We start from the raw sequence: 20,597 nt of genomic DNA on the forward strand, positions 1-20,597 counted from the left end.
TGCCGGAAGGGTTCCAGCAACCCGCTCAGCTTTCGGCGCGACGGTTGAGATCGTGGCCGAATGCAAGCAGGCCGACGCCGACGATCGTCCACAACGTCTCCCCGCCACCGCTGTCGTGCGGCAGCGTCATCGCGCCCGCCATGATGCCGAGCCCGAGCGCACCCATCGCGGCAGGCATCATATAGCCGTGGTTCAACACGCCGCGACCGAGCGCCAGCGCGCCCAAAGCGATCGCGATCGTCAGGCCGACTTCGTGGAAGATCGGGTCGAGCAGGAAACCGCCGGCCGTCGACATCAGCGCGACCAGCACGGAGGTCGCCAGGCAATGCACCATGCACAGGCCCGACAGGCCGATCGCATAACGATCGAGCCCGGCGAAGCGGTGGGTATGCGTGGCCGAGGGCGTCATCGTCAGTCGGATATAGATGGGCGGCTGAAAGGATACAACATTACATTGCAGATTTTCTTGGGGGTTGGCGTCGGTTCCAAGGATAGCTTCGGGACCTGCGAGGCCCGGAGGTTTGCAACGCCACGACCCCCTGCTTGTTTCCCCGCGAAGGCGGGGACCCAGTCTGGGCGCCCGCCTTCGCGGGAGAACAATGAAGTAGAGGGCAGCGGCTACTGGGTTTTGGCCCCCGATCGGATCCGGCAACATGAAGCAACGGCGCACCACGAACCGATGGCGCCCCGCCTCGCAAACCACTATCTCCTCACCATGCTTCAACCCAGCGCTGCCTTTCTCAGCAAAGCCCGTCCTCGTTCCGTCGCCTTGTGGCTGTTCACGGTCGCCGGCCTGATCGTCGCGATGGTCGTCATCGGCGGGATCACGCGGCTCACCGAGTCGGGGCTGTCGATCACGCAGTGGAAGCCGATCAGCGGGATCATCCCGCCGCTCAACGACGCGCAGTGGCAGGCCGAGTTCGACGCCTACAAGCGCATCCCCGAATACGCCGCGTTCAACGCCGACATGACGGTCGGCGGGTTCAAGGCGATCTTCTTCTGGGAATACCTCCACCGGCTATGGGGCCGCGTGATCGGTCTCGTGTTCGCGGTACCGCTGATCTGGTTCGCGGTGCGAAAGCGCATCCCGGTCGGCTATGGCTGGCGTCTGTCGGCGCTGCTGGCGCTTGGCGCGTTTCAGGGCGCGATCGGCTGGTGGATGGTCGCGTCCGGCCTGTCGGTGCGAACCGATGTCAGCCACATCCGTCTCGCCGTCCACCTGCTGACCGCGCTGACGATCCTCGCCGGGATCGTGTGGACCGCGCTCGACCTAATGGCGCTGCACCGCAATCCGCTCGCCGCCCCTGCCCGCCTCGCGCCCGTGGCGATCCTCGCGCTCGCGCTGCTGTTCGTGCAGCTCGTCTATGGCGCGTTCACCGCCGGGCTCGACGCGGGCTATGCCTTCGCAAGCTGGCCGCTGATGGGGGACGGGCTGTTCCCCGCCGACGTGCCGATGGTGAACCCCGCCTGGAGCAACGCGGTCGACAACCCGATCGTCGTGCAGTTCATCCATCGCTGGTTCGCGTTCGCCGCCGCCGCCGGGCTCATCTGGCTGGCGATCAAGGCGACCAAGACCGGCAGCAGCGCTGGCTTCTTCGTCGTCGGGCTCGTCACGCTCCAGATCATGCTCGGCATCGCGACGCTGATGACCGGCGTGCAGATCGACGTCGCGGTCGCGCACCAGGGCAATGCCGCGCTCCTCCTGATCGCCGCAATGTTCGCCGCCCACGCAGTCGGCACCGCACCCCGCCTAAAGCAGCGGGTATAATAATACCCGTCAGGAAACCGGCGGAAAGCTTGACTTGAAGCCCCCCTTTCAGCATTAGGCCGGCATTCGCGCTGTGGGGCCTCCCCTTGGTGCGCTTGCATTCAATCTGGAAGGTCTAACGCCCATGAAGGCGCTCATGAAGACCACCAAGTCGGCAAAGCCGGCAGAGGTGGACAAGCAGTGGCATATCGTCGACGCGGAAGGTCTCGTCGTCGGCCGTGCCGCATCGATCATCGCCAACGTCCTGCGCGGCAAGCACAAGGTGTCGTTCACCCCGCATGTCGATTGCGGTGACAACGTCGTCGTGATCAACGCCGACAAGATCCGCTTCACCGGCAACAAGGCCGCGAAGAAGATCTATTACAAGCACACCGGTTACGCCGGCGGCATCAAGGGCATCACTGCCGCCAAGGTCCTCGACGGCCGCTTCCCGGAGCGCGTTCTCGAAAAGGCTGTCGAGCGCATGATCCCGCGCGGCCCGCTGGGTCGTGAGCAGATGCGCAACCTGCGTATCTTCAAGGGCACCGAGCATCCGCACGAGGCACAGAACCCTGCCGTGCTCGACATCGGCAGCATGAACCGCAAGAACAAGGTGGGCGCATAATGTCCGACAACCGCCAGTCGCTCGCCGATCTCGCGAGCCTGACCAACCAGCCCGCGCCGGCTGCCCCCGCCGAGCAGGCTCTGCCGACCAGCGAAGGCGATCTCGCCGCACCGGTCTCGAACGAGCCCGTCCGCGAGCCGATGCCGTTGCGCGAGCAGATCCTCGACAAGCAGGGCCGCGCCTATGCGACCGGCCGTCGCAAGGACGCCGTCGCGCGCGTCTGGGTCAAGCCCGGCACCGGCAAGATCACGATCAACGGTCGTGACCAGGAAGTGTATTTCGCACGTCCGACGCTGCGCCTCGTTATCAACCAGGTGTTCGGGATCACCGAGCGCGAAGGTCAGTACGACGTCGTCTGCACCGTCAAGGGCGGTGGCCTTTCGGGCCAGGCCGGCGCGGTCAAGCACGGCATCAGCCAGGCCCTGACCCGCTTCGAGCCGGTGCTGCGCGCCTCGGTCAAGGCAGCAGGCTTCCTGACCCGCGACAGCCGCGTCGTCGAGCGCAAGAAGTACGGCAAGGCGAAGGCCCGTCGCAGCTTCCAGTTCTCGAAGCGCTAATCTCGCTTTCAGTATTGCTTACCAAGAGGGCGGTCCGGCAACGGGCCGCCCTTTCTGGTTTTGGGGTACAGCGTGATGACGCCAGGGTGAGAGCTGCAACCAACCCCAAACCCCAACGATCTCCCCTCCCTGGAAGGGAGGGGTCGGGGGTGGGTCGGCCAGCTTGAGCCCCGACGGTTGAAAGTGCGGAAAACGACCCACCCCCTGCCCCTCCCTTCCAGGGAGGGGAGTCTGTTGGAGTTGGCGCGCAGTGTGGCTATTGCACATGCCACGGCGGTCGAACTTGTCGAACGTGATGTTCCCGCCAGATACGAAAGCGCGCCAAAGCCGCAGCGGCGCGGCCGTTTCTTGTTCTCCCGCGAAGGCGGGAGCCCAGTCTGGGTCCCCGCCTTCGCGGGGAAACAATCGACGCCTTACCCCAACGCCGCGATGATTTCTTCAAGCGAGGCGTTGCGGATCCCGCGGCGGTCGAACTCGTCCAGCATCGCGGTCCACCATGCATGAAAGCGCTTCAAGTCCGCCGCATCACGAACGTAAGGCGTGTGACCCGGGACCAAGGACGGCGAGTGGAAGGACAGGTTGAGCAACCGCAGCCCTTCGCCAACCGCCACCGCAACGGCCTCCAGAGCATCAGCGATCGGCATATCCTCGGGGGTGAGCGCGATCCTGGACAGCAGGTGCGCGCGTGCGAAGAGGCCCCTGCCCTTTGGAATGCGTCCGAGTGCCTGGTACAACTGCGCGCCACCCCGCCGTACGCCGCCCGTGAAGACCGTGGTCAGCGGCAACTCGACGATCCCCTCTGCGCGATACGCGCCGGCGTCGGCCACCGAGAAGTCGGGACCTCCGTCAGCACTGTAATCATAGCCGGGACGAACCGAGCTATCGATCCGATAACCGAGCCCGGCGAGCAGCGCGAAACTGTTCGGACCGATACCGTAGCGGCCAGCCCGGTAAGCGCGGGGGGCCTTACCGAACGCGGTCGTAATGGCCCGGGTAAGCGTTTCGAGCTTGGCGGCCTCCGATGCGCGCGGCAGGTTGCCGGCGTAACTCGATCCCGGCGGCGCGCTGTCCGGGAACGGCGGATTGACCCAGGCATGGAGCTGTGTGCCGATCTCCGACCGTCCGTCTTCGACGACACGCGACAAGATCGCGACGGCCGCCGGATCGGTAGCGACCGGATAGTCGACCATGCAGGCCAACGCGACGCCCCGTTCGGCGAACCGGCGATGCGCCTCTGGAAAGGCCCCCATCGCAGTCGTCGCGCGGTTGCGGCGATCCAGCGGGGCGTTCCAGTCGAATTCCTCTTCGACGTCCGCGAAGACGGTGAAGCGCGTGCCGAATTCCTCGGGCCATACCACGCGTTGTGCGTCGGTCGGGCGCGGGGGGCGATACGTCACCGCTGTTCGTCGGCGGTCCGCTCCGCATCGACAGTATCAGCAGCCGGAAGCTGAAGGGTCAGGCGGTCGGCTCCGATCGTCAGCACGCCCCCCAGTTCGACCGCAAGGTTCTGTGCCAGCCGCAACGCGAACCCGGTCCCAAGCAAGGGCGCGCCATCGCCGTCACTCTCATGTTCGGCATCGATGCTCAGCAGGACATCGGTGGCATGCGCGGCGAGCGCGGCGGGTCGGTCGAACTCGATCGTCACGGTATCGGCGACCGGCCGCACGACCACGCCGAGCTGCTCGCCCTTCCGCCCTGCCGAAACCAGCGCGGCGAGCAACCGGCCGATCAACCGCTCGACCGCACGATCGTCGCCGAGGATGTCGCAGTCGCCCGCCGGCATCGCTACGCCCAGGCTCGTGCCCCTCAAGGTCGCGAGCGGCTGAAGATCGCGGGCGACCCGGTCGAGCAACGCACGAACCGGCACCGTCGTCGGGCGCAGGTCGAGCGCACGCCCTTCGATCCGCGCGGCAGTATCGAGATCGTCGATCGCCGCGAGCAGGTCGCCCGCCTGCGTGCGGATCGTGGTCGCACGGTCGCGGTAGGTCGGCGATACCGGACCCAGCAACTGCGTCTCGATCAGCTCCGCGAACCCGGCGATCGCATTGGTGGGCGTGCGCAGTTCATGAACGAGCTGGCGGAGCGAGTCGGACACTGGTGACGAGACGCGAACCGGCTCGGCCGTCTCGTCGCGACGAGGGCGACGCCCCGTTCCGCGGAAGCCGATGAAGCGACCCGACGCATGTTCGAACGCCGGTACGCCCGACAGCCGCCACGATCCGAACGCATCGGACAGGCCGCCCACTTCGAGCCGCGCATCGCTGAACCGCGAGCGTCGGCGGAACGCGCCTGCTGCTACTCCGTCGAGATGCGCCTCCCCCTGTTGCGCCGCATAGGCGAGCGACACGCCGACCAGCGCCGAGCGCGCGACGCCGTCGACCATCCGGATGATGCCTTGCGCATCGGTCTCGAAGCGGAAGCCCTCGATTTCGGCGGCCGCGGGTGCTGGCGCAGCGGCGTCGACCGTGCGGTCGCGATTGAACGCTTCGATACGCGCGACGAGGTCGGAAATCTCGAACCGATCCGCCGGGGCTGCATCCTCGGGTGCCGGAACGGGAGGCTCGGTCTCGGCTAGCTTGGCGTGGCGAAACGCCTCGGCGACGAACGGCAGCCCGCGTGCGACCGCGCCGAGCGCCATGAACGGAGTTTCGCTCAGCGGCGCGGCGTATTGGGACAGCTCGGGAATGTCGGTGGGAGCCGGTTCCGGAAGCTTCGCGACCGGTTCATCGCGGACTGGCGCTTTTTCGATCGGCGCCGGTTCGAGAGCGATCGGCTCGGGCGCGATGGGCTCGGGCGCGACCGGTTCCGCCTCGGCCATCTCGATCGGCGCTTCGGGTTGCGGCAGCACGAAGTCGGTCGGACCGAAGCTCTGCAACCCACGCTGGACCTCGGCGGGCAGATCGCGACGATGGCGCAGCACGGATCGGCTGGGCGGCGTCAGTCGCGGGAGAAGCGCGAGCCAGTCGTCCGGCTCCAGCGTCGCCGTCCGCAACACCGGTGCGGCGATCGCCAGAACGTCCTCCGCGAAGAACCCGACGAGTCGCGCATCGGGCTTGGCAAACGCCAGCGCCCGCGCACTCGCAGCCCGGACCTCGACCGGCACCGCCTGGCGTAACAGCCGCAACCGCGCGATCGCCGGCTCGTCGACGACCGCACGACCGCGTCCCATCAGGTCGACCAGTTGCCGCCACGCCGATTGCGCACCGAAATCGGTGGCCATGTCGGCGGCAAGGATCGTCTTCAGGCTATCGTCGAACCGCACATCGTTCCCCGGCTTCAGCGGGCTTAGCACGCTCTCCGTACCGATTCCTTAACGCGCGCGGCGATGCGAAGGAACAACCCATTTCGGTAGGCAATGGCCTTCGTCGCACTGTGGGACAATTGCGTTTCGCCGCAACAATCTTATCGCTATGAAGAATGAATCGCTTGGTTTGCGATGCCCATCAGGAGTTGCGTGTAATGAGTTTTGACCGGATCGATCGGCAGATCCTGTCGCTGTTGCAGGCCGACGGTCGGATGACCAATGTCGACCTGGCCGACCAGGTGGGGCTCACTGCGCCGCCGTGCCTCCGCCGTGTCCGCGCACTCGAGGAAGCGGGTGCCATTCGTGGCTATCACGCCGATCTCGATGCCAGCCGCCTGGGCTTCCCGATCACCGTGTTCGCGATGGTTTCGCTACGCAGCCAGGCCGAGCATGACCTTGCCGCGTTCGAGCATCACATTGCCGACATTCCCGAAATCCGCGAATGCCACATGCTCAACGGCGAGATTGACTTCATCCTGAAGATCGTCGCCGCCGACCTGAAGAGTTTCCAGGAAATCCTGACGACGCACCTGACGCCGGCGCCGAACGTGGCAAGCGTGAAGACGTCGCTGACGATCCGGACGGCGAAGGCGCTGTCAGGCATCCCGGTGGTGGTCGACTAGTCTTCTGACTTTTTAGCCTTCGCCCCTCCCTGGAAGGGAGGGGTTGGGGGTGGGTCGGGTTCCGCTGGGTTCAGACCTTTGAGACACCAGCAGGCCAACCCACCCCCTGCCCCTCCCTTTCAGGGAGGGGAGTTCGGACGCCGCGCTTGGCCGCCCTTACCCCAAAACGAAAACGGGGCGGCATTTCTGCCACCCCGTTTCCTTGTTCAAGACGCCGTGGCTTAAGCCGCCGGTGCGCCGAGCCAGGTCGTCCACAGGCCAGCAACGTCCGCCTTCGGCGAAGCCTTGACCGCGGAGAACGCCGTCGCTGCGCCAGCCTTGTCGCCCGACCGGGCGAGCGCGATGCCCATATGCAGGTTGACGTCGTCGGCATCGACGCCGCCCTTGGTCAGCGCCAGGCGATACAGCTCGATCGACTTCGCATAGTTGTTCTGCCCCAGATAGGCATCGGCCGTACCTGCGGCGAGCTTGCCGTTGGGCGCGGCCGAAGCACGCTTCTCGAGGCCCGACAACGGACCGTCGTTGGCGATGTTCTTGCTCGCGTCCGCCAGCAGGCCCTTGGCCATCGTGTTCGACGCCGGGATCTTGCCCGACGCAAGACCTTCCTTGATCACCGCCTGCGCTTCGCTCGGCAAGCCGCGACGGTTCACGCTGTCGGCATACTGGAGATAGTCGGTCTGATCGGCGAGCGAATTGGTCGCACGCATCAGGCGGAACACGTCGACCTTCTGCGCTTCGTCGAGCGGGATCAGGGCGTTCGCCTGGATGCCCGACAGGATCAGCACGTCACGCCAGTTCTTTGCCGACGGGTATGCCGTGATCCACTTTTTCAGCCACGCCATCGTGTCGGCGTTGCGCTTGGCAGCGTAGGACTTGGCGATCGCGTACCGGTAATATTCCTCCGGCGCCTTCTGGCCCGATGCCGTCATCTGCGCGATGCTCGAGTCCAGGTCGGCGGTCGCACCGGCGACGTCGCCGCTGTCCATCTTCGCCTTGATGACCTGCAGCGGCAGGTTCGGATCGTTGTAGCCGAGCTCCTTCGCCTTGGCGAAATACTGGAGCGCGATCGGGTACTGCTTGCCGTTGAACGCGAGCGCACCACGGCGATAGGCGTAGCGACCACGATCGGCAGCTGGCGTCGCCGGGTTGGCGATCAGCGCGTCGAGCGGCTTTGCCAGCGTCGTCTCGTTCATCGGCGCGTTCGGGTTGGCGGTCTGCGCGGCAACCAGCTTCTCGTTCTCGAGCTGATAGCGGAGCGCGGCGCCGATATACTTCTCGTAGTCGGTCTTGGCGGCGGCATCGATCTGGTCGATCGCGGTCTGCGCGCCGGCGTAATCCTTGGCGGTCAGTGCGGTCTGCGCGGCAATGCCAGGCTTCTGGACTTCGGGGCTCAGCTTCATTGCCGGTGCCTCTTCGGCCTTCTTGTCCTTGGCGAACGCAGGCGCCGACAGCGCGAGGCCGCTCGTGCCGGTGGCAAACGCCGCAATCAGTGCAAGCTTGGAAATGGTCTTCATGCGGAAACTCTCCCTCTGCGTCGGCCCGCTTACGTAAGTGGCGCGCCGCGACGCTATATGGTCCGTGGTGCATACGTTCAAGCAAGCGGTCCGGATCCCCTGCCTGCAAATTAGCGGGTGAACGTCGATTGAACGCGCTCCCCGCCAACGCTAGATCGCGACGATGATCGCTGTCCTATCGCCCGCCAAGACGCTCGATTACGAGAGCGCGCTACCCAAGCTCGACCCGACCACGCCGCGGTTCGCCGACGAGGCGAAGACGCTGGCGCATGCCGCCGCGCACCTGACGCAGAAGAAGCTGTCCGAGCTGATGCATATCTCGCCGGCGCTGGCGAAGCTGAACGCGGACCGGTTCCGCGATTTCGACACGTTGCCCGAGCGGCCGGCGATGTTCGCGTTCGCCGGCGACGTCTATACCGGGCTCGAGGCGAAGACGCTCGACGAGGCGGCGGTCGATTACGCGCAGGATCACGTGCGGATGTTGTCGGGGCTGTACGGCTTGCTGCGGCCGCTCGACCTGATGCGGCCCTACCGGCTGGAAATGGGCACGCGCTGGGCGCCGCGGAAGACGAAGCTGACCGACTGGTGGGGGGACCGGATCGCCAAGCTGCTTGCGGAAGATGTCGAGGCGGAGGGGTCGGGGACGATCCTCAACCTCGCGAGCCAGGAATATTGGGCGGCGGCGGATGGGAAGCTGCCCAAGTCGATCCGCGTCGTTGCGATCGATTTCCGCGAGGGCGAGGCGCAGAAGTTCGTCAGCTTCCACGCAAAGAAGGCCCGCGGCATGGTCGCGCGGTGGCTGGTCGAGCACCGGGTCGACACGATCGAAGGGATCAAGGGGTTCGACAGCGACGGCTATGCGTATGACGCGGCGGGCAGCAGCGACGCGCAGTTCCGGTTCGTCCGCAAGTGAGCAGCGCGGTCGTCATCGGTGTGTCGGGCGGGATCGGCAAGGCGCTGGAAGAGGCGCTGATCGAGGAAGGGGCGTTCGATAAGGTCTACGGGTTCGCGCGGTCGGAGAACGGCGATCGGCATCTCGATCTGGAGGACGAGGCGAGCATTGCGGCGGCGGCTGTGCTGGTCGGGTCGCCGACGCTGGTGATCGTCGCGACCGGTCTGTTGCACGACGGCGACAAGGGTCCCGAGAAGGCGATGCGCGAGCTCGACCCGGTGTGGATGGCGCGCAACTTTGCGATCAATGCGATTGGGCCGGCACTGGTGGCCAAGCACTTCCTGCCGACGATGCCGAAAGCGGGGCGGATCGTGTTCGCCGTGCTGTCGGCGCGGGTCGGCAGCATCGGCGATAACAAGCTCGGTGGCTGGTACGGCTATCGTGCGTCGAAGGCGGCGCTGAACCAGTTGGTCAAGACGATCTCGATCGAGGACAAACGGCGTAATTCGAGTGGGATCGTCGTCGGCCTGCATCCGGGGACGGTCGACACCGGCCTGTCGAAGCCGTTCCAGGGCAACGTCACCCCCGGCAACCTGTTCAAGGCCGACCGTGCCGCGGTGCAGTTGCTCGACGTCATCGACGGCCTGCGCGCACCCGACAGCGGGAAGCTGTTCGCCTGGGATGGCGTCGAGGTCACGCCCTGACTGCTCCCCTCCCTGAAAGGGAGGGGTTGGGGGTGGGTCGGCCGGTTGCAGACCACGACCGCTAGCCAATGCGGAAGCCTACCCACCCCCTGCCCCTCCCTTCCAGGGAGGGGTGAAAAGCAGTCCCGCGCATGACGCGGATTTCACCTCGCCGCCACACTCTGTTCAGGTCCCCCGGCGCAGTCTCCCTGCATCGTCCACCAAGGCCGAAACGAGAGGATACCCGCATGAAGAAGTCCCTCCCCCTCGCGATCCTCGCCGGCGCTACGCTGCTGTCCGGCACCGCAGCCGTCGCCGCGACCCAGGCTCAGACCAAGACCGTCCAGCCGAAGACCGTCGCGACGCACACCACCACGACCAAGACCACCACGCCGATGGGCAACACCAAGGTCGCCAAGCGCACGACCACCGCCACCAAGGGCCGCATGGTCACCGCCAAACTCGCGAACGGCAAGTCCGTCACCTACAATTGCTCGCTCGCAGGCAACAAGACCAAGACCGCCTGCAAATAACCCGTAATTAACGATGAAACCTTGCTCCCTCGCGTGCGTACGCGTGCGCGGGGGTAGTAAGGTGCCCCCCCCTCGGCTAAGGTATGTCATCATACCGCAACAAGCCGAAAGCGTTCAGATTTGACCGACGAGACCATACTCGCCGAACCCCAGGGCGGCGAGCCCGCCGGCATCGCCACGATCTCGATCGTCGACGAGATGAAGTCGAGCTACCTTGACTATGCGATGAGCGTCATCGTCGCGCGCGCGCTGCCCGACGTCCGCGATGGCCTGAAGCCCGTACATCGCCGCATCCTGTACGGCGCGCACGAAAGCGGCTTCGTCGCCGGCAAGCCCTACCGCAAGTCGGCGCGCATCGTCGGTGACGTGATGGGTAAATACCATCCGCACGGCGACAGCTCGATCTACGACGCTTTGGCCCGCATGACCCAGGACTGGTCGATGCGCGTGCCGCTGATCGACGGCCAGGGTAACTTCGGCTCGATGGATCCCGATCCACCCGCGGCGATGCGTTACACCGAGGCGCGTCTCGGCAAGGTGGCGAACGCGCTGCTCGGCGATCTCGACAAGGACACGGTCGACTTCACGCCCAACTATGATGGCTCGGAGCGCGAGCCTTCGGTGCTGCCGGCGCGCTTCCCGAACCTGCTGGTCAACGGCGCGGGCGGCATTGCGGTCGGCATGGCGACCAACATTCCGCCGCACAATCTGGGCGAAGTCATCGCCGCGTGCCTCGCGTACATGGACAATGGCGCGATCACGACCGAGGAACTGTTCGAGATCGTCCCCGGTCCCGACTTCCCGACCGGCGCGATCATCCTCGGCCGTGCAGGCGCCAAGTCCGCCTACGAGACCGGCCGCGGTTCGATCATCGTCCGCTCGCGCCACATCGTCGAGGAGGGCAAGGGTGACCGTCGCTCGATCGTGCTCACCGAGATCCCGTTCCAGACCGGCAAGAACGGCCTGGTCGAGAAGATCGCCGAAGCCGCCAAGGACAAAAGGATCGAAGGCGTCAGCGACATCCGCGACGAATCGAGCCGCATGGGCGTGCGCATCGTCATCGACCTGAAGCGCGACGCGACCGTCGACGTGGTGCTCAACCAGCTCTGGCGGCACACGCCCGCGCAGTCGAGCTTCCCCGCCAACATGCTCGCGATCCGCGGCGGCCGTCCCGAACTGCTGAACCTGCGTGACATCATCGGCGCGTTCATCACGTTCCGCGAGCAGGTCATCACGCGGCGATCCAAGTTCGAACTCGCCAAGGCTAGAGAGCGCGCGCATCTGTTGCTCGGCCTCGTCATCGCGGTCACCAACCTCGACGAAGTCGTCAAGATCATCCGCGGGTCGTCCAGCCCCGCCGAAGCACGTGGCAAGCTGCTCGCGCGCGAATGGCCGGTCGAGGAGATCGCGCCGTACATCGCGCTGGTCGAGGCGGTCGAGGACAAGCAGGCCGACGGCATCTACAAGCTGTCCGAGCCGCAGGTCCGCGCGATCCTCGATCTCCGCCTGCACCGCCTGACATTGCTCGGCCGCGACGAGATCGGCGACGAGCTGAAGGCACTCGCCGCGACGATCGGCGAGCTGCTCCACATCCTCGGCGACCGTGCGAAGCTGTACGAAGTCATGCGCGGCGAGCTGATCGCGATCCGCGACGAATTCGCCACCCCGCGCCGTTCCGAAATCGCCGCCGCCGCCAACGGCATCGACGACGAGGACCTGATCGAGCGGGAGGACATGGTCGTCACCGTGACCATGCAGGGCTATATCAAGCGCACGAGCCTCGACACGTTCCGCGCGCAGGCGCGTGGCGGCAAGGGTCGCGCGGGCATGTCGACGAAGGACGAGGACGTCGTCACCGAGCTGTTCGTCACCTCGACGCACACCCCGGTGCTGTTCTTCTCGAACCTCGGCAAGGTCTATCGCTACAAGGTCTGGCGCCTGCCCGAGGGTGGTCCTGCCACGCGTGGTCGGCCGATGATCAACCTGCTACCGCTGGCGCCGGGCGAGACGATCTCGACCGTGCTTCCGCTGCCGGAGGATCTCAGCGAGTGGAGTCGCCTGCACGTGATGTTCGCGACGCAGCGCGGACTCGTGCGCCGCAACGCGATGGACGCGTTCACCAACGTACCGTCGAACGGCAAGATCGCGATGCGCTTCGAAGAAGGGTCCGAGGACAAGCTGATCGGCGTCGCGCTGCTCAGCGAGCATGACGACGTGCTGCTCGCGACCAAGCTCGGCAAGGCGATCCGCTTTGCCGGCGACGACGTCCGCGAGTTCCAGAGCCGGACGTCGACCGGCGTCCGCGGCGTCACGCTCAAGGGCGACGACGAGGTGATCTCGCTGTCGGTCCTGCACCGTGTCGGCGCGACCCCCGAGGAGCGCGAGACGTATCTCAAGTTCGCACCGTGGAAGGGCGAGCGCGAGGGCGATCACGGCATGGGCGCCGACCGCTACAACGATCTCAAGGACCGCGAGCAGTTCATCCTGACGGTCTGCGAGAACGGCTATGGCAAGCTGTCGAGCGCCTATGATTACCGCCGCACGGGTCGCGGTGGCCAGGGCATCACCAACATCGACAACATCGCGCGCAACGGCCCAGTCGTGGCGAGCTTCGCCGCAGCGAAGGGCCATCAGCTGATGCTGGTGACCAACCAGGCGAAACTGATCCGCACGACGCTCGCGTCGCTCCGCGTCATCAGCCGCAACTCGGCGGGCGTGAAGCTGTTCGACGTGGCGAAGGGCGAGCATGTCGTCTCCGCCGCACGGATCGAGGAAACCGAGGAAGACGCCGAGATCAACCTGGCGGACGCCGTGCCCGAGGTCGCTCCGGATACCGGCGCGACGATCGGCGAGGACGACGCAGCAGGCCCGGAGGACGGCGAATGAGCCGCGATCCGATCGCCTATAAAGTGCTGACGGGGGAGCAGTTGGCGACCTTGGAGAGCGGGAGCTTTGCGGGGGCGCCGGTGGATGTGGCCGATGGCTATATCCACCTGTCGACCGCGGAGCAGCTGACGGAGACGGTGGACAGGCACTTCGCTGGCCAGTCGGACCTGCATGTGGCTGCGATCGATCTGGAAGCGCTCGGCGACGACGTGAAGTGGGAAGAGTCGCGCGGGGGACAGCTGTTCCCGCACATCTATGGGGGCCCGTTGTTGTTAGAGGTCGTACTGTCCTACGGCCCCCTGGAACGCGACGAAGTCGGCAAGGTGAAGCTCCCCGTCGCGGGTTGACCGGTACTCAAACGCAAGCTTGTTCTCCCGCGAAGGCGGGAGCCCAGACTGGGCTCCCGCCTTCGCGGGAGAACAAGGTAGCAGGGAACATCGGTCGATTAGACCATGTCGTTTCCGACCATGCTGCCACCACCCCGGCGAAGGCCGGGGCCCAATTGGGGAAGGTAGCTAACGGAGCGCGGCCCTCAGTTACGCCGACCTTTCCAATTGGGCCCCGGCCTTCGCCGGGGTGGACAAACTACTGGAATAATCCCTCACCCAGCCGCAAACGCAGCCCTTACAAACCGCGCACAAGCCTCCGGCGCCGTAATCGGGATCATGTGCCCGCCCTCGATCGTGTCGATCTTAGCCCCCGGAATCACCGCCGCAGTCCGGTGCCCATTCCAGGCTGGATCCAGAATAGCATCCTGCCGCCCGAACAATATCCGCACCGGCAGGCCGATCTCCGCATACCGCCCGACCATCGCCGTCACATCGTCGTTCGCCCCGGCAAGATCCGCCGCCGCCGCCGCAATCGCGATCGGCCTCGCGGACAACGCGCCGCCGCCCCGCGTTATGAAATCCTCCGGCACAGCCTCGGGCGCGAACACGCCTTCCAGCGTCTTCTTCGCGGTCAACCGGCTGAGCGGCGTCCCCAGCACCTGCGCAAACGCCAGCCGCGCACCCGACGGGATCCGCGCAAGCCCGCGGAAACTCTCCGGCACCTGCTCCAGCGGCTGCGTCAGCGGTGCGATCAGGGCGAGCGCGCGGACCAGATGCGGATGGTCGAGTCCAACCGCGAGGCTCAGCGCACCGCCCAGCGAATGCCCGACCAGCAACGGCCGATCCAGCCCGAGCTTCTGGATGAAGTCGGCGATGATCGCGCCCTGCCCGATGATCCCCGGCATCGCCCCCGTCGCGGTCGAATAACCCGACCCCGGCCGATCGACGACGATCACGCGGTAGTCGTCCTTCAGCAGGTCGACGAGCGCATAGCTGAAGTTGCGCAACTGCCCGGCGAGCCCGTGAACCATGACGATCGCCGGCCCGCTGCCGACGTCGATATAATGCAGTCGAGCGCCCGCGACGTCGAGAAAACGCCCTTCCGCCGGCACCAGGTCCTCGGCAAGCCGCGCGACGCGGCTCGAATAGAGCGACAGCCCGATCCCCGATACCGCCGCCAGCAGCGCCCCGCCGATCAATCGCTTGCCCGTCCGCTTCATAGCCATCTCCTTCAAATCCTTAGTGCGCTGAACGCCCGGCCTTGTCCAAAGTCGCAGCCGCCCGCGCATGGAACCCGTCGTGGTCACCAAACGTCCGACCCGCGAAGGAGATGCGCCGGTGGATCCACAGGCTCGAACGATACTCGACACGATACAGACACTCGCCCCCAACGCCGATCCGCACGCCGACGACGTGCGGTGGCTGGCCGACTTCCGCTATCAGACCGCGCTGCTGAAGACCTTCTCCGGCGATCCGGAACCGGTCCACGCGATCACACACATCCTGCTGCCGTCCGAGTCCGGACCGCTGACCGTCCGGCTCTATCGTCCCAAACCCGGCCCGTTGCCGCTCCTGTTGCACATCCACGGCGGCGGCGCGATCGCCGGGTCGATCGACGGACACGACCCGGCGTTGCGCGCGCTCGCGAACCGGACCGGCTGGCTGGTCGCCGCGCCCGCCTATCGCCTCGCGCCCGAACACCGCTTCCCCGCGCAACTCGACGATAGCTGGACGGCGTTGCAAGGCCTCGTCGCGCAAGCCGGCGCTCTAGATATCGACCTGTCTCGGATCGTCGTCTCCGGGGACAGTATTGGCGGTACGCTCGCGACCGCCCTCGCCTCCCGCGCAGCGTCCGAAGGCGGACCAGCGCTACACGGCCAGATCCTGCTCTACCCGAACACCGACCTGCGCCGCGATACCGCCTACCCGTCGCGCCAAAGCGAAGACGGCAACATCATCGATGCGAAGTCGCTGGAACAGCAGATCGACCTGTACCTGGCCTCGGACGCAGACCACACCGATCCGCGCGCGTCACCCATCCTGGCAGACGACCTCGCCGCCCTGCCCCCGACGCTGCTGATAACCTGCGAGAACGACCCGTTACGCGACGAGGGCGAAGCCTATGGCCAGCGCCTGCGCGATGCGGGTGTCACCGTCGACCACGACCGGTTCGACGGCATGATCCACGCGTTCCTGCAAATGGGCGGAAGGCTGGACGCGACCGACCGGCTGCTCGATCGCATCGCCCGCTGGCTCGACGCCCGATGATAGGAAAAATGGTGCACCCAGAGCGATTCGAACGCCCGACCCTCAGATTCGTAGTCTGATGCTCTATCCAGCTGAGCTATGGGTGCATAGCCGTCCCGTGACCGGTTCGACAAGCCCGCCGTGAAGCGGAAAATCCTGGTGCACCCAGAGCGATTCGAACGCCCGACCCTCAGATTCGTAGTCTGATGCTCTATCCAGCTGAGCTATGGGTGCACTGGAGGGGCGCTGATAGCAGGCATTTTCGGGGGCGCAAGGGTTTGCCGCGATAAAGTTGTGTCGGGCGGCGCGGACGCATAGAGCGGTGGGCATGAAACTCGCCGCTCCGCTCCGCTCGCTGTCGCTCTTCGCCCTGCTCGCAGCGTCCGCGTGCAGCAAGGATACCACCGCCTATCCGTCGCTCGGCCTGCGCCCGGTCGAGAAGCTCGGATTCGCCGAGCCCGAGGTAAAGACCGCGGTGGCCGCGCCCGATCCCGCGCTCGATGCGGATATCCGGACGATATCGGGCAAGCTCGACGTTATCGCCACTGGCTTCACGCGCGACGCGGCCAAGACCGAGGCCCTCGCGCGCACCGCACGCGGCGGCGCAGTCGGCAGCGACGCGTGGCTCGCCGCGCAGACCGCCCTCGCCGGACTCGACGACTGGCGCGCGCAATCGTCGGCGCTGGTGACGGACATCGAACAACGCGCCACCGACCGCGCCGCCAAGCTGCAGCCCGACTATCCGGCGCTGGCCACGATCCGCGACAAGGCACAGGCGGAGAACGATCGCCAAGGCGCGACGATCACGCGCATCCAGGCGAGCCTCCCCGCAGCCTGAGCCGCTGCTGATCCTAGCCCGACAGGGGGAGGATCAGAACGCTAGAACCCCTTCAACAGCGGCAGGATCGTCGAATAATCGTCGGTCCATGCGGTGAAGCCCTTGCGCGGCACCAGCGGCGCCCACGCCGGGTCACCCGACCGCAACGCGGCAATCGCACGCGGATCGCGCGACAACGCCACCCAGTCCGACGCCGACGCGCGATCGACCAGCACGCTCGACGGGCGGTATTTCAGCTCGACCGCAGTCCACCCGCCCTCGCGCGCCGCCGCCGCGATCACCGGCTCGAGATCGATGAACCGGTTGGAGATATGCACCAGCAACAGGCCGCGCGGCGATAGCACCCGGCCATAGGTCGCGAACGCCTCGCGCGTCATCAGGTGCATCGGCACCGAATCCGAAGAGAAGGCATCGAGCGCGAGCAGGTCGAGGCTGTCGGGCTCGTCATGCGCCAACGCGATCCGCGCATCGCCCATCCGGATCTCGGACTTGGGCAGGCACCGGGACAGATAGGTGAACTGCCCGGTATCGCGCGCGATCCGTACGACGGCCGGATCGATCTCGTAGAACCGCCAGCGCTGCCCCGGTCGGGCGTAGCAGGAGAGCGTCCCTGTCCCGAGCCCGACCACACCGATCCGCGCCTGCGGCCCGTACAAGGCGGGTGCGGCTTGCATCGCCTGCCCGACGCCGGATCCTGCCGCGTAATAGGTGGTCGGCGTCCGCTCGCGCTCAGGCGAACCGCGCAACTGGATGCCGTGCACCGTCGTCCCATGATCGAGTTCGCGCGTGCCGCCGTTCGGCCCCGGCTCGTCTCGCACGGTGTAGACGCCGAAATAACTCCGCACCCGCGCGCCCGGATCGAGTGAGAACTCGAGCGACCGATACCCGCCGAACAGTACCAGCGCCCCCGCCAGCACGACCATGTACGGCCGCCGCGCGCCGATCGCGACGAATCCGATCGCCGCTATCACCAGGAACACGAGGCCCTGCCGCCCCTCGCCGAACACGCCATCGGGATTGCCGATCCGCAACCCGGTAAGGATGACCAGCGCGACGACGATCGCGAGCAACGCGACATGTCTCGCCGGCCCCTTGCCCATCCACAGCGCGCGAAATCGCCCGAACAGATACATCTGCGGCACCAGCGCGCCCGCTGCGAGGATCAGCAGCGGATACTCATACGTCCAGTCGAACACCACCGGCGCCACCAAAGCAGCGAACACGCCGCCGAGCGCGCCCCCTGCCGACATCGCGAGATAGAAGCCGGTCAGCCGATCGGGCGCCGGCCGCTTGCGGTACAGAGCAGTGTGCAGCGCGACCGAGATCATGAACAGCAGCACCAGCGCGATCCCCGCGCTGAAGAACGGCCGCTCGTTGACCCCGCCCATGATGATGCCACCAAACAGCAATATCGTGATCGGCGCGATCCGCGTGAGCAGGTTGGCGAGCCAGCGATCGTTCGCGAACGCCACGCTGAAGCTCAGCAGGTACAGCCCGAGCGGGATCACCCACAGCAGCGGCATCGCGACGATATCGGTGGTGATGTAGGTCGACGTCGCCAGCATCATCCCCGACGGCACGAGCGCCAGCGCGATCCAATGCGCGATCCGCCTGGCACCGGGCGGCGCGCTGGTCGCGGCGACGTGATCGACCGCCGCGGTCTTGGGCAGGCGCGTGGCGCAGGCGAGCACCAGCACGATCAGCAGCAGATACCCACCGCTCCACAACAGGCTCTGCCCGTGCACCGCCATCAGCGGCTCGACCAGCAGCGGGTACGCGATCAGCCCCGCGAAACTGCCGAGATTGGACGCGGCATACAGCGCATAGGGATCGCCGCCGCCACTCGCCGCACTGAACCAGCGCTGGATCAGCGGCGCCTGCGCGGAGACCGCAAAGAACAACGGCCCGATCGACAATCCGAGCAGCCACGGCACCCACAAGGCCGGCAACGCGTCCGCCGGCAGGTCCATCGCGATCAACCCGATCGGCAACCACAACGCCGCAACGATCAGCACGCCCAGATGGATCGCCGCCTGCGCGCGCGGCCTCACTCGCCCGAGCCAATGCGCATACGCATAGCCCGCGAGCAGCAACGCCTGATACACGAGCATGGCCGAGTTCCACACCGCCGGCGCGCCACCCAACCGCGGCAACGCCATCCGCGCCACCATCGGCTGGACGAGGAACAGCAGGAACGACCCCGTCAGGATCGTCGCGACGAACATCGTCCGGCACCAGCGCGCCATCAGGGGCCGCACTTCCATCGCATCGGTGTCAGACATAGGCGGGACGGTCGATCCGGTAGAGGATGTGGCGGCGAAGGCGGTCATCTTCGGCGAGCTTCGGGTGGTCAAAATCGCCATCGACCACGCGGGTCATCCCGAGCCTCTCCATAAGCGCGCGGCTGGCCGTGTTTGCAGGGACGGTGATCGCCCAGACCGTCGGCAAGTCCATCTCACGCCACCCCCAGGCGAGGGAAGCCTCCGCTGCCTCCCGCGCATAGCCCCGCCCCCATTCGGTCTGGACGAGACTCCAGCCGATCTCGGGCTTCCCCTCGATCGGCGTACCGACCGGGCCGGGCTTGATCCCGCACCAGCCGATGAACGCGCCGGTATCCCGTCGTTCGAGCGCCCAGAAGCACGCGCCGTAGTCGGCAAACATCGCCTTCTGGCGTGACACCACCGCGGCGGACTCGGCCGGCGTCGGCGCCGGCCCGAGATACGCCATCACCGCCGGGTCGGCGCACATCGCATGATGCAAGGCGGCATCGTCATCACGCCAGCCACGCAAGATCAGCCGTTCGGTCTCGATCATCCGCCGAGCAATTTCGCCGCATGCGCCGCGTGATACGTCAGCACGCCCGAACAGCCCGCGCGCTTGAATGACATCAGCGTCTCCAGCACCATCACGTCGCGTTCCGCCGCGCCCGCCGCGACCGCGTGCTCGATCATCGCGTATTCGCCCGACACCTGGTACGCGAACACCGGCACCTCGAACGCCTCGCGGACGCGGACGATGATGTCGAGATACGGCAGGCCGGGCTTGACCATCACCGTGTCGGCGCCCTCCGCGAGGTCCATCGCGACCTCTCGCAAGGCCTCTTCGGCGTTGGCATTGTCCATCTGGTACGTCTTCTTGTCGCCCTTCAGCAGACCGCGCGAGCCGACCGCGTCACGGAACGGACCGTAGAACGCGCTGGCGTACTTGGCGGCGTAGGACATGATCTGGACGTTGTGGTGCGACTCCGCCTCGAGCGCGCTGCGGATCATGCCGATCCGGCCGTCCATCATGTCCGACGGCGCGATGATGTCGGCGCCGGCGTTCGCCTGGTTGAGCGCCTGCGCGACGAGCATCTCTGCGGTGGTGTCGTTGACGACATAGCCGGCCGCGTCGACCAGCCCGTCATGGCCGTGGCTCGTGTAGGGATCGAGCGCGACGTCGGTCAGCACGCCGACCTCGGGCACCGCGTCCTTCAGCGCGCGGATCGCCTGGCACATCAGATTGTCGGGGTTCAGCGCCTCGCTACCGTCCTCGGTCCGGCGCTCGACCTGCGTATACGGGAACAGCGCGATGCACGGGATGCCGAGGTCGCGCGCCTCGCGACCGCGTGCGACGATCCCGTCGACCGACCAGCGCGACACGCCCGGCAGGCTGGCGATCGGTTGCTCGACACCCTCCCCCTCGGCGACGAACAGCGGCCAGATCAGGTCGGCGGGAGTCAGCACGGTCTCGGCATGGAGGCGGCGGCTCCAGGCGGAGGCGCGGGTGCGACGGAGGCGAAGCGCGGGATAGCTTGCGGTCATGCGGCGGGCTTTGCGG

General features: G+C 66.5%; 19 protein-coding genes and 2 tRNA genes. 11 read left to right on the forward strand and 10 right to left on the reverse strand.

The window, feature by feature from the left end; genetic code table 11:
- Positions 1–25: 25 nt before the first annotated feature.
- Positions 26–409 carry a MerC domain-containing protein gene (locus C8J39_RS01815; protein WP_120299081.1) on the reverse strand — a complete coding sequence of 128 codons (384 nt, stop codon included), beginning with the start codon at positions 407–409 and terminating at the stop codon, positions 26–28.
- 306 nt (positions 410–715) lie between these two features.
- Here C8J39_RS01815 and C8J39_RS01820 point away from each other — a divergent pair, with 306 nt between their 5' ends.
- The 3 genes from C8J39_RS01820 to rpsI all read left to right on the forward strand — a co-directional run bounded on the left by C8J39_RS01820 (position 716) and on the right by rpsI (position 2,929).
- Positions 716–1,768 (forward strand): COX15/CtaA family protein, encoded by a 1,053-nt coding sequence (locus C8J39_RS01820; protein ID WP_120299665.1) that lies wholly within the window; start codon positions 716–718, stop codon positions 1,766–1,768.
- 124 nt (positions 1,769–1,892) lie between these two features.
- Positions 1,893–2,372 carry a 50S ribosomal protein L13 gene (gene rplM, locus C8J39_RS01825; RefSeq protein WP_082441436.1) on the forward strand — a complete coding sequence of 160 codons (480 nt, stop codon included), beginning with the start codon at positions 1,893–1,895 and terminating at the stop codon, positions 2,370–2,372.
- Positions 2,372–2,929: a 30S ribosomal protein S9 gene (rpsI, locus tag C8J39_RS01830; RefSeq protein WP_082443995.1), complete on the forward strand. Its 558-nt coding sequence runs from the start codon at positions 2,372–2,374 to the stop codon at positions 2,927–2,929. Before rplM ends, rpsI begins: the two co-directional genes overlap by 1 nt.
- Positions 2,930–3,342: 413 nt before the next feature.
- Here the strand turns inward: rpsI and C8J39_RS01835 are convergent, their stop codons facing one another.
- Both C8J39_RS01835 and C8J39_RS01840 read right to left on the reverse strand, forming a co-directional pair.
- Positions 3,343–4,326 (reverse strand): polysaccharide deacetylase family protein, encoded by a 984-nt coding sequence (locus tag C8J39_RS01835; protein WP_120299082.1) that lies wholly within the window; start codon positions 4,324–4,326, stop codon positions 3,343–3,345.
- The gene (locus C8J39_RS01840) at positions 4,323–6,221 is read right to left on the reverse strand and encodes a HAMP domain-containing sensor histidine kinase (RefSeq protein ID WP_259457488.1); all 1,899 of its coding nucleotides are present in this window, start codon (positions 6,219–6,221) and stop codon (positions 4,323–4,325) included. Before C8J39_RS01840 ends, C8J39_RS01835 begins: the two co-directional genes overlap by 4 nt.
- Before the next feature lie 167 nt (positions 6,222–6,388).
- Here C8J39_RS01840 and C8J39_RS01845 point away from each other — a divergent pair, with 167 nt between their 5' ends.
- Complete coding sequence (locus C8J39_RS01845; RefSeq protein ID WP_055880606.1) at positions 6,389–6,856, forward strand: Lrp/AsnC family transcriptional regulator; 468 nt, start codon at positions 6,389–6,391, stop codon at positions 6,854–6,856.
- Between the two features lie 221 nt (positions 6,857–7,077).
- Here C8J39_RS01845 and C8J39_RS01850 read toward each other — a convergent pair whose 3' ends face one another.
- Positions 7,078–8,370 (reverse strand): hypothetical protein, encoded by a 1,293-nt coding sequence (locus C8J39_RS01850; RefSeq protein ID WP_120299083.1) that lies wholly within the window; start codon positions 8,368–8,370, stop codon positions 7,078–7,080.
- A 163-nt stretch (positions 8,371–8,533) separates the two neighbouring features.
- Here C8J39_RS01850 and yaaA point away from each other — a divergent pair, with 163 nt between their 5' ends.
- The 5 genes from yaaA to C8J39_RS01875 all read left to right on the forward strand — a co-directional run bounded on the left by yaaA (position 8,534) and on the right by C8J39_RS01875 (position 13,711).
- Positions 8,534–9,283 carry a peroxide stress protein YaaA gene (yaaA, locus tag C8J39_RS01855; protein WP_120299084.1) on the forward strand — a complete coding sequence of 250 codons (750 nt, stop codon included), beginning with the start codon at positions 8,534–8,536 and terminating at the stop codon, positions 9,281–9,283.
- Complete coding sequence (locus tag C8J39_RS01860) at positions 9,280–9,966, forward strand: SDR family NAD(P)-dependent oxidoreductase (protein ID WP_120299085.1); 687 nt, start codon at positions 9,280–9,282, stop codon at positions 9,964–9,966. Before yaaA ends, C8J39_RS01860 begins: the two co-directional genes overlap by 4 nt.
- Positions 9,967–10,193: 227 nt before the next feature.
- A complete protein-coding gene (locus C8J39_RS01865; protein WP_120299086.1) occupies positions 10,194–10,478 on the forward strand; it encodes a hypothetical protein in 285 nt (94 codons plus the stop codon).
- Between the two features lie 120 nt (positions 10,479–10,598).
- Complete coding sequence (gene gyrA / locus C8J39_RS01870; protein WP_056062720.1) at positions 10,599–13,364, forward strand: DNA gyrase subunit A; 2,766 nt, start codon at positions 10,599–10,601, stop codon at positions 13,362–13,364.
- Positions 13,361–13,711: a DUF952 domain-containing protein gene (locus tag C8J39_RS01875; RefSeq protein ID WP_120299087.1), complete on the forward strand. Its 351-nt coding sequence runs from the start codon at positions 13,361–13,363 to the stop codon at positions 13,709–13,711. Before gyrA ends, C8J39_RS01875 begins: the two co-directional genes overlap by 4 nt.
- Before the next feature lie 254 nt (positions 13,712–13,965).
- On the opposite strand, the gene C8J39_RS01880 is transcribed toward C8J39_RS01875, so the two are convergent.
- Complete coding sequence (locus tag C8J39_RS01880; protein WP_207896921.1) at positions 13,966–14,913, reverse strand: alpha/beta fold hydrolase; 948 nt, start codon at positions 14,911–14,913, stop codon at positions 13,966–13,968.
- A 118-nt stretch (positions 14,914–15,031) separates the two neighbouring features.
- Here C8J39_RS01880 and C8J39_RS01885 point away from each other — a divergent pair, with 118 nt between their 5' ends.
- Positions 15,032–15,961, forward strand: coding sequence for an alpha/beta hydrolase (locus C8J39_RS01885; protein WP_165895103.1), 930 nt, complete (start codon positions 15,032–15,034; stop codon positions 15,959–15,961).
- 9 nt (positions 15,962–15,970) lie between these two features.
- Here C8J39_RS01885 and C8J39_RS01890 read toward each other — a convergent pair.
- Both C8J39_RS01890 and C8J39_RS01895 read right to left on the reverse strand, forming a co-directional pair.
- Positions 15,971–16,047 (reverse strand) — tRNA-Arg (locus C8J39_RS01890).
- Between the two features lie 50 nt (positions 16,048–16,097).
- Positions 16,098–16,174 (reverse strand) — tRNA-Arg (locus C8J39_RS01895).
- A 94-nt stretch (positions 16,175–16,268) separates the two neighbouring features.
- Here C8J39_RS01895 and C8J39_RS01900 point away from each other — a divergent pair.
- A complete protein-coding gene (locus C8J39_RS01900) occupies positions 16,269–16,778 on the forward strand; it encodes a hypothetical protein (RefSeq protein ID WP_120299090.1) in 510 nt (169 codons plus the stop codon).
- A 41-nt stretch (positions 16,779–16,819) separates the two neighbouring features.
- Here C8J39_RS01900 and C8J39_RS01905 read toward each other — a convergent pair whose 3' ends face one another.
- Genes C8J39_RS01905 through hemB form a run of 3 tightly spaced genes read right to left on the reverse strand, consistent with a single transcriptional unit; the run spans position 16,820 to position 20,581 of the window.
- Positions 16,820–19,060, reverse strand: a complete 2,241-nt coding sequence (locus C8J39_RS01905) for a fused MFS/spermidine synthase (protein ID WP_243649688.1) — start codon at positions 19,058–19,060, stop codon at positions 16,820–16,822.
- Positions 19,053–19,592, reverse strand: a complete 540-nt coding sequence (locus C8J39_RS01910) for a GNAT family N-acetyltransferase (RefSeq protein WP_120299091.1) — start codon at positions 19,590–19,592, stop codon at positions 19,053–19,055. The genes C8J39_RS01905 and C8J39_RS01910 overlap by 8 nt, the downstream gene beginning before the upstream one ends.
- Positions 19,589–20,581: a porphobilinogen synthase gene (gene hemB / locus C8J39_RS01915; RefSeq protein ID WP_120299092.1), complete on the reverse strand. Its 993-nt coding sequence runs from the start codon at positions 20,579–20,581 to the stop codon at positions 19,589–19,591. Before hemB ends, C8J39_RS01910 begins: the two co-directional genes overlap by 4 nt.
- Positions 20,582–20,597 lie beyond the last annotated feature (16 nt).

Source organism: Sphingomonas sp. PP-CC-1A-547, assembly GCF_003610375.1.
Lineage (GTDB): Bacteria > Pseudomonadota > Alphaproteobacteria > Sphingomonadales > Sphingomonadaceae > Sphingomonas.

Coding starts and splice junctions, on each gene's coding strand:
- C8J39_RS01815 (WP_120299081.1), bottom strand. CDS start 409: ATGACGCCCTCGGCCACGCATACCCACCGCTTCGCCGGGCTCGATCGT.
- C8J39_RS01820 (WP_120299665.1), top strand. CDS start 716: ATGCTTCAACCCAGCGCTGCCTTTCTCAGCAAAGCCCGTCCTCGTTCC.
- rplM (WP_082441436.1), top strand. CDS start 1,893: ATGAAGGCGCTCATGAAGACCACCAAGTCGGCAAAGCCGGCAGAGGTG.
- rpsI (WP_082443995.1), top strand. CDS start 2,372: ATGTCCGACAACCGCCAGTCGCTCGCCGATCTCGCGAGCCTGACCAAC.
- C8J39_RS01845 (WP_055880606.1), top strand. CDS start 6,389: ATGAGTTTTGACCGGATCGATCGGCAGATCCTGTCGCTGTTGCAGGCC.
- C8J39_RS01850 (WP_120299083.1), bottom strand. CDS start 8,370: ATGAAGACCATTTCCAAGCTTGCACTGATTGCGGCGTTTGCCACCGGC.
- yaaA (WP_120299084.1), top strand. CDS start 8,534: ATGATCGCTGTCCTATCGCCCGCCAAGACGCTCGATTACGAGAGCGCG.
- C8J39_RS01865 (WP_120299086.1), top strand. CDS start 10,194: ATGAAGAAGTCCCTCCCCCTCGCGATCCTCGCCGGCGCTACGCTGCTG.
- C8J39_RS01875 (WP_120299087.1), top strand. CDS start 13,361: ATGAGCCGCGATCCGATCGCCTATAAAGTGCTGACGGGGGAGCAGTTG.
- C8J39_RS01880 (WP_207896921.1), bottom strand. CDS start 14,913: ATGAAGCGGACGGGCAAGCGATTGATCGGCGGGGCGCTGCTGGCGGCG.
- C8J39_RS01900 (WP_120299090.1), top strand. CDS start 16,269: ATGAAACTCGCCGCTCCGCTCCGCTCGCTGTCGCTCTTCGCCCTGCTC.
- C8J39_RS01905 (WP_243649688.1), bottom strand. CDS start 19,060: ATGTCTGACACCGATGCGATGGAAGTGCGGCCCCTGATGGCGCGCTGG.
- C8J39_RS01910 (WP_120299091.1), bottom strand. CDS start 19,592: ATGATCGAGACCGAACGGCTGATCTTGCGTGGCTGGCGTGATGACGAT.
- hemB (WP_120299092.1), bottom strand. CDS start 20,581: ATGACCGCAAGCTATCCCGCGCTTCGCCTCCGTCGCACCCGCGCCTCC.